Source organism: Rhizobium sp. NZLR8 (assembly GCF_019685025.1).
Lineage (GTDB): Bacteria > Pseudomonadota > Alphaproteobacteria > Rhizobiales > Rhizobiaceae > Rhizobium.
Genome location: NZ_JABDVY010000006.1, coordinates 295,369 through 309,508 on the forward strand (window position 1 = coordinate 295,369; position 14,140 = coordinate 309,508).

The 14,140-nt window shown below is 60.6% G+C and carries 13 protein-coding genes; 9 read left to right on the plus strand and 4 right to left on the minus strand.

Translation table 11 applies throughout. The features are described from left to right. Positions 1-182 precede the first annotated feature (182 nt). Positions 183-1,637, plus strand: coding sequence for a glutamate--tRNA ligase (gene gltX, locus HJB89_RS16450; RefSeq protein WP_207581855.1), 1,455 nt, complete (start codon positions 183-185; stop codon positions 1,635-1,637). 21 nt (positions 1,638-1,658) lie between these two features. Then, a complete protein-coding gene (lysS, locus tag HJB89_RS16455; RefSeq protein ID WP_221140969.1) occupies positions 1,659-3,155 on the plus strand; it encodes a lysine--tRNA ligase in 1,497 nt (498 codons plus the stop codon). A gap of 65 nt (positions 3,156-3,220) precedes the next feature. Here the strand turns inward: lysS and HJB89_RS16460 are convergent, their stop codons facing one another. Beyond that, positions 3,221-3,961, minus strand: coding sequence for a hypothetical protein (locus tag HJB89_RS16460; RefSeq protein WP_221140967.1), 741 nt, complete (start codon positions 3,959-3,961; stop codon positions 3,221-3,223). Positions 3,962-4,140: 179 nt separating this feature from the next. Here HJB89_RS16460 and HJB89_RS16465 point away from each other — a divergent pair, with 179 nt between their 5' ends. The 7 genes from HJB89_RS16465 to HJB89_RS16495 all read left to right on the plus strand — a co-directional run bounded on the left by HJB89_RS16465 (position 4,141) and on the right by HJB89_RS16495 (position 11,122). Next, positions 4,141-5,049 (plus strand): LysR family transcriptional regulator, encoded by a 909-nt coding sequence (locus HJB89_RS16465; protein ID WP_207581858.1) that lies wholly within the window; start codon positions 4,141-4,143, stop codon positions 5,047-5,049. Between the two features lie 119 nt (positions 5,050-5,168). Further along, positions 5,169-6,329, plus strand: coding sequence for an ABC transporter substrate-binding protein (locus HJB89_RS16470; RefSeq protein WP_221150207.1), 1,161 nt, complete (start codon positions 5,169-5,171; stop codon positions 6,327-6,329). A 219-nt stretch (positions 6,330-6,548) separates the two neighbouring features. Then, on the plus strand, positions 6,549-7,535 hold the full coding sequence (locus HJB89_RS16475; RefSeq protein ID WP_221150208.1) for an ABC transporter ATP-binding protein: 987 nt from the start codon (positions 6,549-6,551) through the stop codon (positions 7,533-7,535). Continuing rightward, positions 7,532-8,494 carry an ABC transporter permease gene (locus HJB89_RS16480; protein WP_221150209.1) on the plus strand — a complete coding sequence of 321 codons (963 nt, stop codon included), beginning with the start codon at positions 7,532-7,534 and terminating at the stop codon, positions 8,492-8,494. The genes HJB89_RS16475 and HJB89_RS16480 overlap by 4 nt, the downstream gene beginning before the upstream one ends. Beyond that, positions 8,484-9,296 (plus strand): ABC transporter permease, encoded by an 813-nt coding sequence (locus HJB89_RS16485; protein WP_221150210.1) that lies wholly within the window; start codon positions 8,484-8,486, stop codon positions 9,294-9,296. The genes HJB89_RS16480 and HJB89_RS16485 overlap by 11 nt, the downstream gene beginning before the upstream one ends. Before the next feature lie 13 nt (positions 9,297-9,309). Then, complete coding sequence (locus tag HJB89_RS16490; protein ID WP_221150211.1) at positions 9,310-10,737, plus strand: gamma-aminobutyraldehyde dehydrogenase; 1,428 nt, start codon at positions 9,310-9,312, stop codon at positions 10,735-10,737. Positions 10,738-10,948: 211 nt separating this feature from the next. Continuing rightward, the gene (locus HJB89_RS16495; RefSeq protein ID WP_007631868.1) at positions 10,949-11,122 is read left to right on the plus strand and encodes a DUF1328 domain-containing protein; all 174 of its coding nucleotides are present in this window, start codon (positions 10,949-10,951) and stop codon (positions 11,120-11,122) included. Positions 11,123-11,139: 17 nt separating this feature from the next. Here the strand turns inward: HJB89_RS16495 and HJB89_RS16500 are convergent, their stop codons facing one another. The 3 genes from HJB89_RS16500 to HJB89_RS16510 all read right to left on the minus strand — a co-directional run bounded on the left by HJB89_RS16500 (position 11,140) and on the right by HJB89_RS16510 (position 14,095). After that, positions 11,140-11,772, minus strand: a complete 633-nt coding sequence (locus tag HJB89_RS16500; protein ID WP_409201826.1) for a DUF3313 domain-containing protein — start codon at positions 11,770-11,772, stop codon at positions 11,140-11,142. A 212-nt stretch (positions 11,773-11,984) separates the two neighbouring features. After that, the gene (locus HJB89_RS16505; protein ID WP_221150212.1) at positions 11,985-13,358 is read right to left on the minus strand and encodes a HAMP domain-containing sensor histidine kinase; all 1,374 of its coding nucleotides are present in this window, start codon (positions 13,356-13,358) and stop codon (positions 11,985-11,987) included. Then, positions 13,355-14,095 (minus strand): response regulator, encoded by a 741-nt coding sequence (locus HJB89_RS16510; RefSeq protein ID WP_221116593.1) that lies wholly within the window; start codon positions 14,093-14,095, stop codon positions 13,355-13,357. The genes HJB89_RS16505 and HJB89_RS16510 overlap by 4 nt, the downstream gene beginning before the upstream one ends. Positions 14,096-14,140 lie beyond the last annotated feature (45 nt).

The window sequence follows — 14,140 nt, forward strand, 5'->3', positions numbered from 1 at the left end:
AGGCGTGGTTTTTCTTGACGCGCCCGGTTGAATATGGCCTAAGGCCAGCCGAACGGACGATTGGCGGATAGTGCGGGCGCATGCCCTTTTTCGGCCGGTTTGCCGATGAAGATATCTGCATCCTTCGGCCGAACGTCGCTTTCCCTGGAAAGCCGTCCGCCGTTCATTGACGGGCCATACCAATGACAACTTCCGGCGTCCGCGTCCGCATCGCTCCCTCGCCGACCGGCGAGCCGCATGTCGGCACCGCTTACATCGCTCTCTTCAACTACCTTTTCGCCAAGAAGCACGGCGGCGAGTTCATTCTGCGTATCGAGGATACCGACGCGACGCGCTCGACCCCGGAATTCGAGACGAAGGTGTTGGACGCCCTGAAATGGTGCGGCCTGGAATGGAAGGAAGGCCCGGATATCGGCGGTCCCTACGGCCCCTATCGCCAGTCCGACCGCAAGCCGATGTACCAGCCTTACGCCGAGGAATTGCTGGAAAAGGGGCATGCCTTCCGCTGTTTCTGCACCCCCGCGCGCCTCGAACAGATGCGCGAAACCCAGCGCGCCGCCGGCAAGCCGCCGAAGTATGACGGCCTCTGCCTCAACCTGACCGCAGAGGAAGTGACCTCGCGCATGGCAGCCGGCGAGACGACCGTCGTCCGGATGAAGATCCCGGCCGAAGGCTCCTGCGACTTCAACGACGGTGTCTACGGCGATGTCTCCATCCCCTGGGATTCCGTTGACATGCAGGTGCTGATCAAGGCCGATGGCATGCCGACCTATCACATGGCCAACGTCATCGACGACCATCTGATGAAGATCACCCATGTGGCACGCGGCGAGGAATGGCTGGCGTCAGTGCCGAAGCACATTCTGCTCTATCGCTATTTCGGCTGGGATCAGCCGGTCTTCATGCATCTCTCACTGATGCGCAATGCCGACAAATCGAAATTGTCGAAGCGCAAGAACCCGACCTCGATCTCCTATTATTCCGCGCTCGGCTATATCCCGGAAGCGCTGATGAACTTCCTCGGCCTGTTCTTCATCCAGATCGCCGAAGGCGAGGAGCTGTTGACGGTGGATGAGCTCTCCGAGAAGTTCGACCCGGAAAACCTCTCCAAGGCCGGCGCGATCTTCGACATCCAGAAGCTCGACTGGCTGAACGGCCGCTGGATCCGCGAGAAGCTGTCGGAAGAAGAGTTCCGTGGCCGCGTGCTGAGCTGGGCGATGGAAAACGATCGCCTGATGGCGGGCCTGCGCCTGTCGCAGACGCGCATTTCAAAGCTCGGCGAACTGCCCGACCTTGCCGGCTTTCTGCTGAAGTCCGATCTCGGCCTGCAGCCTTCCGACTTCGCCAAGATCAAGTCGCCGCCGGAAGAGATCCTGGAGATCCTCAACACCGTTCAGCCGGATCTCGAAAAGATCCTGGAATGGAATGTCGAGACGATCGAGGCGGAGCTGCGCGCGATCGCCGACCGCATGGGCAAGAAGCTGAAGGTCGTGGTCTCGCCCCTCTTCGTCGCCGTGTCCGGCTCGTCGCGTTCCCTGCCGCTCTTCGATTCCATGGCGATCCTCGGCCGGTCCGTCGTGCGTCAGCGCCTGAAGCTCGCCTCGCAGGCGGTCGCCGCCCTCGTTGGCTCGAAGTAAGAACAGTCAGAGGATTCCACAGTGGCTGACAACAAGACCGAAAACACCCTTTCCTCCGACGTAACTGAGGTGCGCGCCCAGAAACTGAAGCTGCTGCGCGAGCAGATCGGCGAGGTCTATCCGGCGCATTTCCACCGGACGATAACCAATGCCGAGCTCGGCGCCAAATACGAATCTCTGGAACCAGACGTCGAGACGCAGGACATCGTCACCGTTGCCGGCCGCGTTTATTCCTCGCGCAACTCCGGCATGTTCATGGACATCCACGACGCCGGCGGCAAGATCCAGATCTTCAGCCATAAGGATACGACGCCGGAAGAGGCCCGGGCGCTGCTGCCGATGATCGACATCGGCGATATCATCGGCGTCACCGGCATCGTACGGCGCACCAAGCGCGGCGAACTGACGATCAACGCTCAGAAGATCGAAATGCTGACCAAGTCGCTGTTGCCGATGCCCGAGAAGTGGCACGGCCTCTCCGACGTCGAGCTGCGTTATCGCAAGCGCCATCTCGACATCATGACCAATGAGGATTCGAAGCTTCGCTTCCAGCAGCGCTCGAGGATCGTATCCGGCATCCGCCGCTTCATGGAGAATGACGGCTTCATGGAAGTCGAGACGCCGATGCTGCAATCGATCTATGGCGGCGCCACCGCCGAGCCGTTCAAGACGCATCACAACACGCTGAAGCTCGACATGTACCTGCGCATCGCGCCGGAACTGTTCTTGAAGCGCACGTTGGTCTCGGGCCTGACCGACAAGGTCTTCGAGATCAACCGAAACTTCCGTAACGAAGGCGTCTCTACCCGGCACAATCCTGAATTCACGATGATGGAATGTTACTGGGCCTATGCCGATTACGAGGACATGATGGACCTCGTCGAGCGGCTGTTCGAAACCCTGGCGCTCTCCATCCATGGCACGACGGAATTCGACTTCGGCGACAAGCGCCTGTCCTTCAAGGGGCCGTTCGAGCGCGTGCCGATGCCCGATGCCGTCAAGCACGCCACCGGCATCGATTTCATTGCGATCAAGACCGACGAGGAAGCCCGCGCCGCCGCCAAGGCAGCCGGCTTCGCGGTGGAGAAGGATTGGACCTGGGGCGAATGCCTCGCCTTCATCTTCGAGGAAAAGGTTGAATCGACGCTGATCCAGCCGTCTCACGTCACGCATTTCCCGAAGGACATCTCGCCCTTCGCCAAGGAAGTGCCGGGCGAGCCGCGGCTCGTCGAGCGCTTCGAGACCTATTGCAATGCCTGGGAACTCGGCAACGCTTTCTCGGAGCTGAACGATCCCGAAGAGCAGCGCCGCCGCATGGTCGAGCAACTCGAACAGGCGCATGCCCGCGGCGAAAAGGAAAAGCAGCTGGACGAGGAATTCCTCGATGCGATCGACCAGGGCATGCCGCCGGCAGGCGGCCTCGGCATCGGCGTCGACCGCCTCATCATGCTGCTGACCAACGCCCCGTCGATCCGCGACGTCATCCTCTTCCCGGCTCGCCGCAACAAGGCCGACTGACGGAAATAAAGTATCGAAACAAAATAAGCGGAGTGCCGGCCGGCGCTCCGTTTTTATGCCGCCGTTCAGTGGGTCTTGGCGGCTTCCGCCGGCGGCTCTTCGGCCGGTGCCTCCGCCACCACATCGGCCCCGCCGCTCTCCGCAGCAGGCACGGCCTTGCTTTCGGCCGCCGGTGCTGCGCCATGTGCGCCGCCTGCGGCCTTCTTGCCCTTTTCCCCGTTTTTCGTGGAGCCAACGGCGACCGGATCGACGCAATCCTCGGGATCCTTGAAACCGGAACTGATCATGGCGATTTCGTCGGAGGGCATATCTATGCGCTCGCCGAAAAACAGCCCGTTTTTGCTGGCCTTTCCGTCATAATAGCGCGCCGTATACGTCTTGTCGTCGAGGCCGGGAACGGTCTTGTCGGGATGCGGGATATAGACGACGTCGGCGCCGATCGCTCGGCCGCGGATGTCGGCGCGCAATGTTGGGCCGTTCTCGTCGAGCACCACCACCTGGACCAGATCCGGCTTCTGCGCTTCGTAAACGGCCTGGGCGACCCGAAGCGCTGTCTTGACGCGCGTCATCCCGTCGGTCGGTTCGGTCTTGATGTATTTGCGCACCCAGATGTGGTCCTGCTTCCGGATCGTCACCAGGTTGATGTCGCTGCATTCGAGCCCGTAGCCACCACCGGCGGCACCCATCAGCCTGTCCTTGCCGACATAAACAGCCGCGCCGCCGGAAACGCCCGCCAGAAGAGCGACTCCACCGATGATGATTGCCAATTTCCGGGAAGGCCGGAACATGCGCAGTAAGGCCTTCACGCCAACTGCTCCGCCATCTGAAACTCCAACGCAGGACAAGTGCTGATAATGCTAAGGAAATGACGTTTCCGAAAGTTTAAGTGGGGGTGCAAAGCCTGCGCCATTTTGAGAAAACACCAAAAAAGGTCCGCTTTTCCCGGCCGCTTGCCACGGCCTGTTCCGCCATGCTCTAAACGCCCATGGCCTTCACGCTTCGCCAGGTTCAATATTTCGTCGCCGTCGCCGAACAGGGTTCGGTAACGCGCGCCGCACAGAACCTTTCGATCTCGCAATCCTCGGTGACGGAAGCGCTCAAGGAGCTCGAAACGGACCTCGGCGTTACGCTCTTCGAGCGCCACCCACGCGGCCTGACGATCACCCATAACGGCCATCAGTTCCTGCGACACGCGACGAAGATCCTAGCCTCCGTTTCCGATGCGCGCACCAGCTTCTCCGGCCAGCAAAGCGCCCTTTCCGGCACGCTGAACATCGGCGTCACTTCGCTTGTCGCCGGCTACGTGCTCTCCGACCTCCTGGCGCGATACCGGCGCGCCTGCCCTGGCATCGAGGTCAGCGCCATCGAGGACAATGGCGGCTACCTCGAACACCTCCTGGTCGGCGGCGAACTCGATGTCGCCGTCATGGTGATATCAAACCTGCGCGACCGCATGGCGCTGCAGGCCGAGATCCTCGAAACCTCGCCCTATCGGCTCTGGCTGCCGATGGGCCATCCGCTGGTCTCGGCCGAAATCATCTCGGTCGCCGACATTGCCCGCGAACCGCTGATCATGCTGACGGTCGACGAAATCGAGGAGAATACCGGCAAGCTGCTGTCAGCCCTCGGCGCCCGCCCGCATGTCGCTTTCCGCACCCGATCGGTGGAGGCGGTGCGCAGTCTGGTTGCCACGGGCGCCGGCGTGGCGCTGCTTCCCGATCTCGTGTACCGCCCGTGGTCGCTCGAAGGCGACCGCATCGAAAGCCGCGACGTCTCCGGTTCGCTGCCGGTCGTCCAGGTCGGCATGGTCTGGCGCAAGGGCTCCAGCCTGCCGCAGGCGGCACGCGATTTCGTCGGCATCGCCGAAAGTCTGCGCTCCGGCCGCATCCGCTGATATCGGAATTTCCGATAACACCTTTCTGATAAATGAATTTGCGAAAGCGGCCTTTTCGCGCCACCTTTTCATTCGGGAACAAACCGCCGCAAAAGTGGCACCAGACGGGGAGACGGATGATGACGCATCTCTTGAAATCCTGCACGGCAGCGCTTGCCTGCCTGAGCTTCGCGACGCAGGGCATCGCCGCCGAACCGCTGAAGGCGCTCGGCAAAGGCGAAGGTGCCGTCAGCATCGTCGCCTGGGCGGGCTATATCGAGCGCGGCGAAACCGACAAGAACTACGACTGGGTCACGGGTTTCGAAAAGGAGACCGGCTGCAAGGTTTCCGTCAAGACCGCCGCCACCTCGGATGAAATGGTATCGCTGATGAACGAAGGCGGCTTCGATCTCGTCACGGCATCGGGCGACGCCTCGCTCCGCCTCATCGCCGGCAAGCGGGTCCAGCCGATCAACACCAACCTGATTCCGAGCTTCAAGACCGTCGACGAGCGTCTGCAAAAGGGCCCGTGGTATACGGTCGGCGACGTCCATTACGGCGTGCCCTACCTCTGGGGGCCGAATGTGCTGATGTACAATACCGATGCCTTCAAGGACAAGGCGCCGACCAGTTGGAATGTCGTCTTCGAGGAGCAGACGCTGCCGGATGGCAAATCGAACAAGGGTCGCGTTCAGGCCTATGACGGCGCGATCTATATCGCCGACGCGGCGATGTATCTGATGGCGCACAAGCCGGATCTCGGCATCAAGGATCCCTACGAGTTGACCGAGGACCAGTACAAGGCTGCCCTCGATCTGCTACGCGGCCAGCGCAAGCTCATCTCCCGCTACTGGCACGACGCGATGATCCAGATCGACGACTTCAAGAACGAAGGCGTCGTCGCCTCTGGCTCCTGGCCCTTCCAGGTGAACCTGTTGCAGGCCGACAAACAGAAGATCGCCTCGACTTTCCCCGATGAAGGCGTCACCGGCTGGGCCGACACCACCATGCTGCACGCCGACAGCGAACATCCGAACTGCGCCTATATGTGGATGGAACATTCGCTGCAGGCCAAAGTCCAGGGCGATGCCGCGGCTTGGTTCGGCGCCGTGCCTACGGTTCCCGCCGCCTGCAAGGGCAACGCACTGATGGGAGACGCCGGCTGCGCCACCAACGGCTTCGATCACTTCGACAAGATCAAGTTCTGGAAAACCCCGGTCGCCAAATGCACCACGCAGAGCGAATGCGTGCCCTATCATCGTTGGGTGTCGGATTATATCGGCGTGATCGGCGGGCGGTGAGCCGAGCCGCTGCGTATGGGGCAATCCCCTCCCCAAACCCCTCCCCACAAGGGAGAGGGGTTTAAGAGGTAGCACCTAACCCGGCCGTATCCGACAGTAATGTGTATCCTGGAGTGCGGCAGGTTAAGCCCCTCCCCCTTGTGGGGAGGGGTTTGGTGCGGGGTCTTTTTTAAGCCCGGACCAAACCCCTCTCTGTACATGCAAGACCCGGAGTCCCCCATGACGTCAGCCGTCCGTTTCCAGCAGGTATCGCGCCATTTCGGCCAGGTTCGCGCCGTCGACGGCGTCGATCTCGAGATCGCGCCCGGCGAATTCTTCGCCATGCTCGGACCGTCCGGTTCCGGCAAGACGACCTGCCTGAGATTGATCGCCGGCTTCGAGCAGCCGAGCGCCGGTCATATTCAGATCTTCGGCGAGACTGCAGACGGCATTCCGCCCTATCGCCGCAATGTCAACACCGTGTTCCAGGACTACGCGCTGTTCCCGCATCTCAACATTCTCGACAATGTCGCCTACGGGCTGATGGTCAAGGGCATCGGCAAGACAGAACGGATGAAGGCTGCGGGCGAAGCCCTCGATCTTGTCAAGCTGCCGGGCTATGGCGCCCGCCGGCCCGGTCAACTGTCCGGCGGCCAGCGCCAGCGCGTGGCGCTCGCTCGCGCGCTGGTCAACAAGCCGAAGGTGCTGCTGCTCGACGAGCCGCTCGGCGCGCTCGATCTGAAACTTCGCGAGCAGATGCAAGAGGAGTTGAAAAGCCTGCAGCGCGCGCTCGGCATCACCTTCGTCTTCGTCACGCATGATCAGGGCGAGGCGCTATCGATGGCCGATCGCGTCGCTGTCTTCAACGATGGCAACATCGTTCAACAGGGCACGCCGCAGGATATCTATCGCTGCCCGAAGACCCGCTTCGTCGCCGATTTCGTCGGCTCATCGAACGTGATTGCGCCTGATCTGATGGCCCTCCTCGGCGGCGAGAAGCGCTGGGCAAGCCTGCGGCCCGAGGCGATCCGCCTGGCAAGCGACGGCATCGAGGCAAAAGTCGAAAATGCAAGCTTCCTCGGCGCTGCCACCCGTCTCGGCGTCGATCTCAGGGGCAGCCGGCTGCATGTCATGCTGCCGGCGGGCGCGCCGGTGCCCGAGGTCGGCGCCGGCATCCATCTCGCCTGGCAGCCTGGCGATATTCACTACATGGACGATGCGGCATGACGGCGCTCACCCTATCAGGCGGCAAGACATCGATCCGCCCGGGGCGCGGCGGCCTTTTCGGCCGGCTGTCGGATGCCTTCTGGCGGCACCCGAAGCTCTTGCTCTTCCTGATGCTGACGCCGCCACTGCTCTGGCTCGGCATCATCTATATCGGCTCACTGATCGCCCTGCTGCTGCAGAGCTTCTTCTCGATCGACGATTTTTCCGGGCTGGTGAATTACGAATTCACCCTTGCGACCTATGCCCGGCTTCTGAGCCCGGCGAATTTCGACATCATCATCCGCACCGTCGTTATGGCAGCGCTGGTCACCGTCGCTGCCGCTATGATTGCCTTCCCGATCGCCTATTACGCGGCGCGTTATGCGCAAGGCAAATGGAAGGCGCTCTTCTATCTCGGCGTCATGCTGCCGCTCTGGTCGAGCTATCTCGTCAAGATCTACGCTTGGAAGCTGATCCTCGCCAAGGAAGGCATCCTCACCTGGATCTTCGAAAAGCTCCATCTCTCCTGGCTGCTCGACGGCATCCTGGACCTGCCCGTCGTCGGCGGCAATTCGCTGTCGGTAAGCTACCTCGGCACCTTCATCGTCTTCGTCTATATCTGGCTTCCCTATATGATCCTGCCGACCCAGGCGGCCCTCGAGCGTGTGCCCGGCAACCTGATCGAGGCCTCGGCCGATCTCGGCGCCACACCACGGCAGACCTTCCGCACCGTGCTGCTGCCCTTGGCGCTCCCCGGCATCGTCGCTGGTTCGATCTTCACCTTCTCGCTGACACTGGGCGATTACATCATCCCGCAGATCATCGGCTCGTCCAGGCTCTTCATCGGCCAGGCCGTCTACGCCCAGCAGGGAACGGCCGGCAACGTGCCGCTCGCCGCCGCCTTCTCCGTGGTGCCGATCGTCATCATGGCGCTCTATCTGTCGCTCGCCAGGAAAATGGGAGCCTTCGATGCGCTCTGACCTCAAGAGATCGCCACTGACCCTGAAGATCGCCGCAGCCGTCGGATTGCTCTTCCTGCACCTGCCGATCCTGCTGATCTTCGTCTATGCCTTCACGACCGAGGAAAAGAGCTATCAGTGGCCGCCGCCCGGCCTGACGCTGCAATGGTTCACCATTGCCTGGAACCGGCCAGACGTCTGGTCGGCGCTTGGCCTCTCCGTGCAGGTCGCCGTCATCGCCACCGCGATCGCGCTCCTCCTCGGCACGCTTTGCGCGGCAGCCGTCAGCCAGACGAGGTTTTTCGGCCGCGAGGCGATCTCGCTGTTGGTCATCCTGCCGATCGCCCTACCCGGCATCATCACCGGCATTGCGCTACGCTCCGCCTTCAGTCTTTTCGAGATTCCGTTTTCGGTGTGGACCATCGTGCTCGGCCACGCGACCTTCTGCGTGGTCGTCGTCTACAACAATGCGGTTGCCCGCTTCCGCCGTACCTCCGGCTCGCTGATCGAGGCTTCGATGGATCTCGGCGCCGACGGCTTCCAGACCTTCCGTCATATCATCCTGCCGAATATCGGCACCGCCCTTCTTGCCGGCGGCATGCTCGCTTTCGCTCTTTCCTTCGATGAGGTCATCGTCACCACTTTCACCGGCGGCCAGCAATCGACCTTGCCGATCTGGATGCTGGAAGAACTCATCCGCCCGCGCCAGCGCCCGGTCACCAATGTGGTCGCCATGGTCGTGGTGCTCGTCACCTTCCTGCCGATCCTGGCAGCCTATTACCTCACCCGCGACGGCGATCAGATCGCCGGTGCCGGCAAATAACAGGGAGAACATCATGGACACCCAAATGCTGATCGGTTCCCGCTTCGAAATAGGCACGGAGACGGAAGAGCGCATCCTTAACCCAAAGACCGGCGAGACGGTAATCGACCTTCCTGAAGCCTCGCTTTCCCAGGTCGACGCCGCCGTCGATGCCGCCGAAAAAGCCTTCGCAAGCTGGTCGCGGACGACGCCGGGCGAACGTTCCGGTTACCTGTTGAGGATTGCCGACGCGATCGAGAAGGATGCCGCCGGCTTCGCGACGCTTGAGGCGCTGAACTGCGGCAAGCCGATCAATGCCGTGCTGAACGATGAAATCCCGGCGATCGTCGATTGTTATCGCTTCTTCGCAGGCGCCGTGCGCAATCTGCATGGACCTGCCGCTGGCGAATATCTGCCCGGCCACACGTCGATGATCCGTCGCGATCCGATCGGCATCGTCGGCTCGATTGCGCCCTGGAACTATCCGCTGATGATGATGGCCTGGAAGCTGGCGCCAGCGATCGCCGGTGGCAATACGGTCGTCTTCAAGCCCTCGGAGCAGACGCCGCTGACGGCGCTGAAGATGGCCAAACTGCTCTCGGATATCCTTCCCGAAGGCGTCGTCAACCTCATCCTCGGCCGCGGCGAAAGTGTCGGCAATGCCCTGATCAATCATGCCAAGATCGGCATGGTCTCGATTACCGGCGATATCGCCACCGGTAAGAAGGTGCTGCAGGCTGCCGCGAAGACCGTCAAGCGCACGCACCTGGAACTCGGCGGCAAGGCACCGGTCATCGTCTTCGACGATGCAGATATCGACGCCGTCGTCGCCGGCATCCGCACCTTCGGCTACTACAATGCCGGCCAGGACTGCACTGCCGCTTGCCGCATCTATGCCGACGCCAGGGTCTACGACAATTTCGTCGCTGATCTCTCCTCGGCAGTGTCGAGCATCCGCTTCAATCAGGCCGACGATACCGAAAATGAGATCGGTCCGCTGATCTCCAAGCGCCAACGCGACCGCGTCGAAAGCTTCGTCGCCCGCGCTTCAGAACACAAGCACATGGAGATCACCACCGGCGGAAAGGTCTCCGGCGACAGGGGTTTCTTCTTCGCCCCGACCGTCATATCAGGCGCCACGCAAGACGACGAGATCGTCCGCCGTGAAGTCTTCGGCCCGGTGGTTTCCGTCACCCGATTTACCGACGCCGAGGATGCCGTCGCCTGGGCGAACGACAGCGACTATGGCCTCGCCTCCTCCGTCTGGACCAAGGATATCGGCCGCGGCATGAAGACTGCCGCCCGCCTGCAATATGGCTGCACCTGGATCAACACGCATTTCATGCTGGTCAACGAGATGCCGCATGGCGGCCTCAAACAGTCGGGATACGGCAAGGACATGTCGGTCTACGCGCTGGAGGATTACACCGCCGTGCGCCATGTGATGATCAATCACGGCTGAGCGGCGAGAAAGCTAGGATCCGCGGAGACTCGGGCGGTGTGGCGGCAAAGCGCCATCACTCGCCCGCCACCGTTCCGGATCATGGCGCGCGCGTAGACGATGAGCCGCACAAGCAGCGTCATTTCTCCGCAGAGACGCCATCCCATTCAAACGACTTGGAACATTTTCCCGGTTGACGCGTCTTTCTCAGATAGATGCAAAGGATCACGTCATGTTGAAATGGGCTTTGATATTTTTCGTGATTTCACTGATCGCCGGCTTCTTCGGTTTTTCCGGCGTCTCCGCGGCCACCGCGACGATCGCCCGCGTTCTCTTCGGCATTGCGCTGGTGATCTTCCTCATCTTCCTGGTCCTGGCACTGATGGCCGGCCAGGCGATCTTGTGAGCGGAAAGCAGCCCCTCCTACAGCCCGTTGAACTCGGCAAGCAGAGCGTCCGCACCTTTGCGGACGCCTACCTTTGAGGCTTCCAATGCCGTGAAGCTAGCACCGATATTCATCGCATTGGGGTATTGCTTGGTGACGTAAGACGACAGCAGACGATTGCTCGCCGCATCGTAGATCTCCACGGCATAGTTCACCGAACCGGTCATCGAGCCTTCTCGGCCACGAGCGGCTTGGACGGTATTGTACAATCCACCTGCGACGTCGATGTGTGAAACCGCTCCGAGCACCGCAGTCGTCGACTTGGCGCCCGTCAGCGTCAGGTGCAATCTGAGCGTTGCCGGAGCAGGCGTGCTGACAATGGCAAAGCGCGTCTTCAATTTTTCTGTGAATTGAGCCTGCATATAGTTGGCAAGCAACGCTTTGTCTTTTTCGGGGACCTTGCCGAACTGATTGTCGGGACCGTTATAGACCGTAACGGGATCGACGATGATCCTGGTATATTGGCTCCAGTTAACATTCGTCTGATAACGATATGGCACGCGGCCGGTTTTGTCCGCCATGTTCGGCTGAAGCTGCCGGGCCGAAGCAAGTCCGGAATAAACAGTCGGGTCAGGGGTCGAGCATCCGGCGATGGCCGAACTGGCGAGCATCAGTGCGGCACCGACTTTTAATTTCTTTATCAAGGTTTTGGCTCCAGCTTTGGAAATGCCGAACGGCATGGATCTGGGACCGGTTTTATGGAATTCGAATATTGCTGTGTTTGCTATAATATGCGGAAATGTTCGCGAGCATTTTTGCGACCGAGCATTTTTGCGACGCAGACACGACGCCAAGCTTGACGACTCCGCCGGGCGGCCGGAATCTAATGTGATGAAGGGATCGACGGCGGGCCTTCAGGCTGGGCCAACTGACCGGCCGGAAGATTGATCACGACAACCAAGCCGCTCGGCTTCCTGTCCAACAACGTCAATTGTCCATTGTGCCCTTTAGTGACGATCCCTTTGGCGATCGGCAGACCGAGCCCAAGCCCCGAACCACCCTTAGCGCCGATCTGTCGCGATTTATCCGCTTTGAAGAATGGCTCTAAAACCTTCGCCTTGAGCTCATCCGTCAAGCCGGGGCCGTTGTCGCTCACCCTTATTTTGATCCCGCCATCCTCGCGGCATTCCAAGCCGATTTCGACCTGCGTCGCATAACGGGACGCATTCTCCACCAGATTCGTAATAGCGCGGCTGAGCGCCTGAGGTTTGCAGATAAACGCCAGCCGCCGCGGGCCGGTGAAACTCACATCGACGCCGGTGTCGGCGAAATCGGTCGCGATCGTCTGCAGCAGGCTCGAGATATCGACCTTTCGATCTACCGCTCTCACCGACGGATCTTTAAAATAGGCCAGGCATTCGTCGATCATGAAGCTCAATGTGGCGATATCGGCCAGCATCAGGCTGCGAAGTTCCGGCTCTGCGGAGCGCTCGGCCCGCATCCGCAGTCTCGTCAGCGGTGTCCTCAGATCATGACCCACTCCGCTCAGCATTCTTGTCCGATCCTCCGCCATGCTCTGGATTCGATCGCTCATGACGTTAAGAGATTCCGCCAGACTGCGAATCTCGGCTGCGCCGTCCGGTTCGAAAGGTTTTTCCAGACTGCCTTCCATGCACGCTTGCTTCGCAGCGGCAGCAAAGCGCCTGAGAGGTTCGGTGATCAGCCGGCTGCTGAAATAGGCAAGCAGCACTAAGGGAATGACGATTTTCAGAAATCCGCTTGCAGCTGCCGGAACGAACCACAAATAGCTGGGAAAAACCGGCAGTTGGAAGACGAGGGCACGCTTGCCGTCAATTCCGACAGTCAAGACGTCAGGGCGCGATTGACCCATGGCGAAGCGATGAAATGCCGTCAGAACATTGTCGGCGAGCATCGCGTCGATACGCGCCACCAACTCGCTTGGAGATATCCGTTGATCCACTGCGCCTGACTGATCCGAGGACGTCCTTTCGACCGTAATGCTGAGGGCCGCAGCTCTCTCGAGGACGGCGTCTTCGCCCTGCGTTGAATTTGCGTCAGCAAATTGCTCCGCGATCATTGCCGCTCTCGCAGCAAAAAGGCCGTTCTGAAAGCCGCGATCATGACGGCCGTAGATGAATGGCTCCATGGCCGTCGCCACCACGGAAACCAGCACGACAAGGAGGGTCGCCAGGATGAGGATCTGGTTCTGGATCGAAGCTCGCCGAAAATTTCTCAAGAGAGGCGCTCTACCTTGGATGCGAAAAGATAGCCGCCCAGCCGCACCGTCTTTATGAACGTCGGGTCTTTCAGGTTCGGCTCTATCTTTTGCCTGACCCGGCTGATGTGGGCGTCGATGCTGCGCTCAACCGGCCCCGCCGATCCGGCATGCGTCATCGACAGAAGTTGTTCGCGGGTTAAAACCTTGTTCGGATTACAGCAGAATGCCAGAAGGATATCGAACTCCGCGGTGGTCATAGAAACCTGCGCGCCGTCCGCGTCGTGGAGTTGACGGCTTTTGGGATCGATGCGCCATCCCGAGAACGTCATGGGGCCAAGGGCTTCCTCCTGATGATGAGCGTATGACGCTCTGCGGAGAATACTCTTGATCCTGGCCAGCAGCTCGCGGGAGTTGAAGGGTTTCGTAACATAGTCGTCGGCTCCGAGCTCCAGGCCCAGAATGCGGTCGATATCCTCCTGGAGTGCCGTCAGCATCAGGATCGGCACCGGGCAAGAAGCACGAAGCCGCCTGCAGATGCTGAAGCCGTCCTCGCCCGGCAGCATCGCGTCAAGGACGATGAGATCGAATTGCTGTCGCGCTATTATTCGATCCATAGCCGCCGCGCTCTCCACCGACGAGGCCCCAAAGCCGCTGTTTCGAACAAGGTCCACCAGCATATCCGCGATGGCGGGATCGTCTTCGACAATGAGGATATGAGCCTGATTGGAAACTGCCATTTCAAATACCATCGTCATTCGTTCTTTTGCCGGAGATACGGCGCGAAATTACCACGTTTCACC

Coding starts and splice junctions, on each gene's coding strand:
- gltX (WP_207581855.1), top strand. CDS start 183: ATGACAACTTCCGGCGTCCGCGTCCGCATCGCTCCCTCGCCGACCGGC.
- HJB89_RS16465 (WP_207581858.1), top strand. CDS start 4,141: ATGGCCTTCACGCTTCGCCAGGTTCAATATTTCGTCGCCGTCGCCGAA.
- HJB89_RS16470 (WP_221150207.1), top strand. CDS start 5,169: ATGACGCATCTCTTGAAATCCTGCACGGCAGCGCTTGCCTGCCTGAGC.
- HJB89_RS16475 (WP_221150208.1), top strand. CDS start 6,549: ATGACGTCAGCCGTCCGTTTCCAGCAGGTATCGCGCCATTTCGGCCAG.
- HJB89_RS16480 (WP_221150209.1), top strand. CDS start 7,532: ATGACGGCGCTCACCCTATCAGGCGGCAAGACATCGATCCGCCCGGGG.
- HJB89_RS16485 (WP_221150210.1), top strand. CDS start 8,484: ATGCGCTCTGACCTCAAGAGATCGCCACTGACCCTGAAGATCGCCGCA.
- HJB89_RS16490 (WP_221150211.1), top strand. CDS start 9,310: ATGGACACCCAAATGCTGATCGGTTCCCGCTTCGAAATAGGCACGGAG.
- HJB89_RS16495 (WP_007631868.1), top strand. CDS start 10,949: ATGTTGAAATGGGCTTTGATATTTTTCGTGATTTCACTGATCGCCGGC.
- HJB89_RS16500 (WP_409201826.1), bottom strand. CDS start 11,772: ATGCTCGCCAGTTCGGCCATCGCCGGATGCTCGACCCCTGACCCGACT.
- HJB89_RS16510 (WP_221116593.1), bottom strand. CDS start 14,095: ATGACGATGGTATTTGAAATGGCAGTTTCCAATCAGGCTCATATCCTC.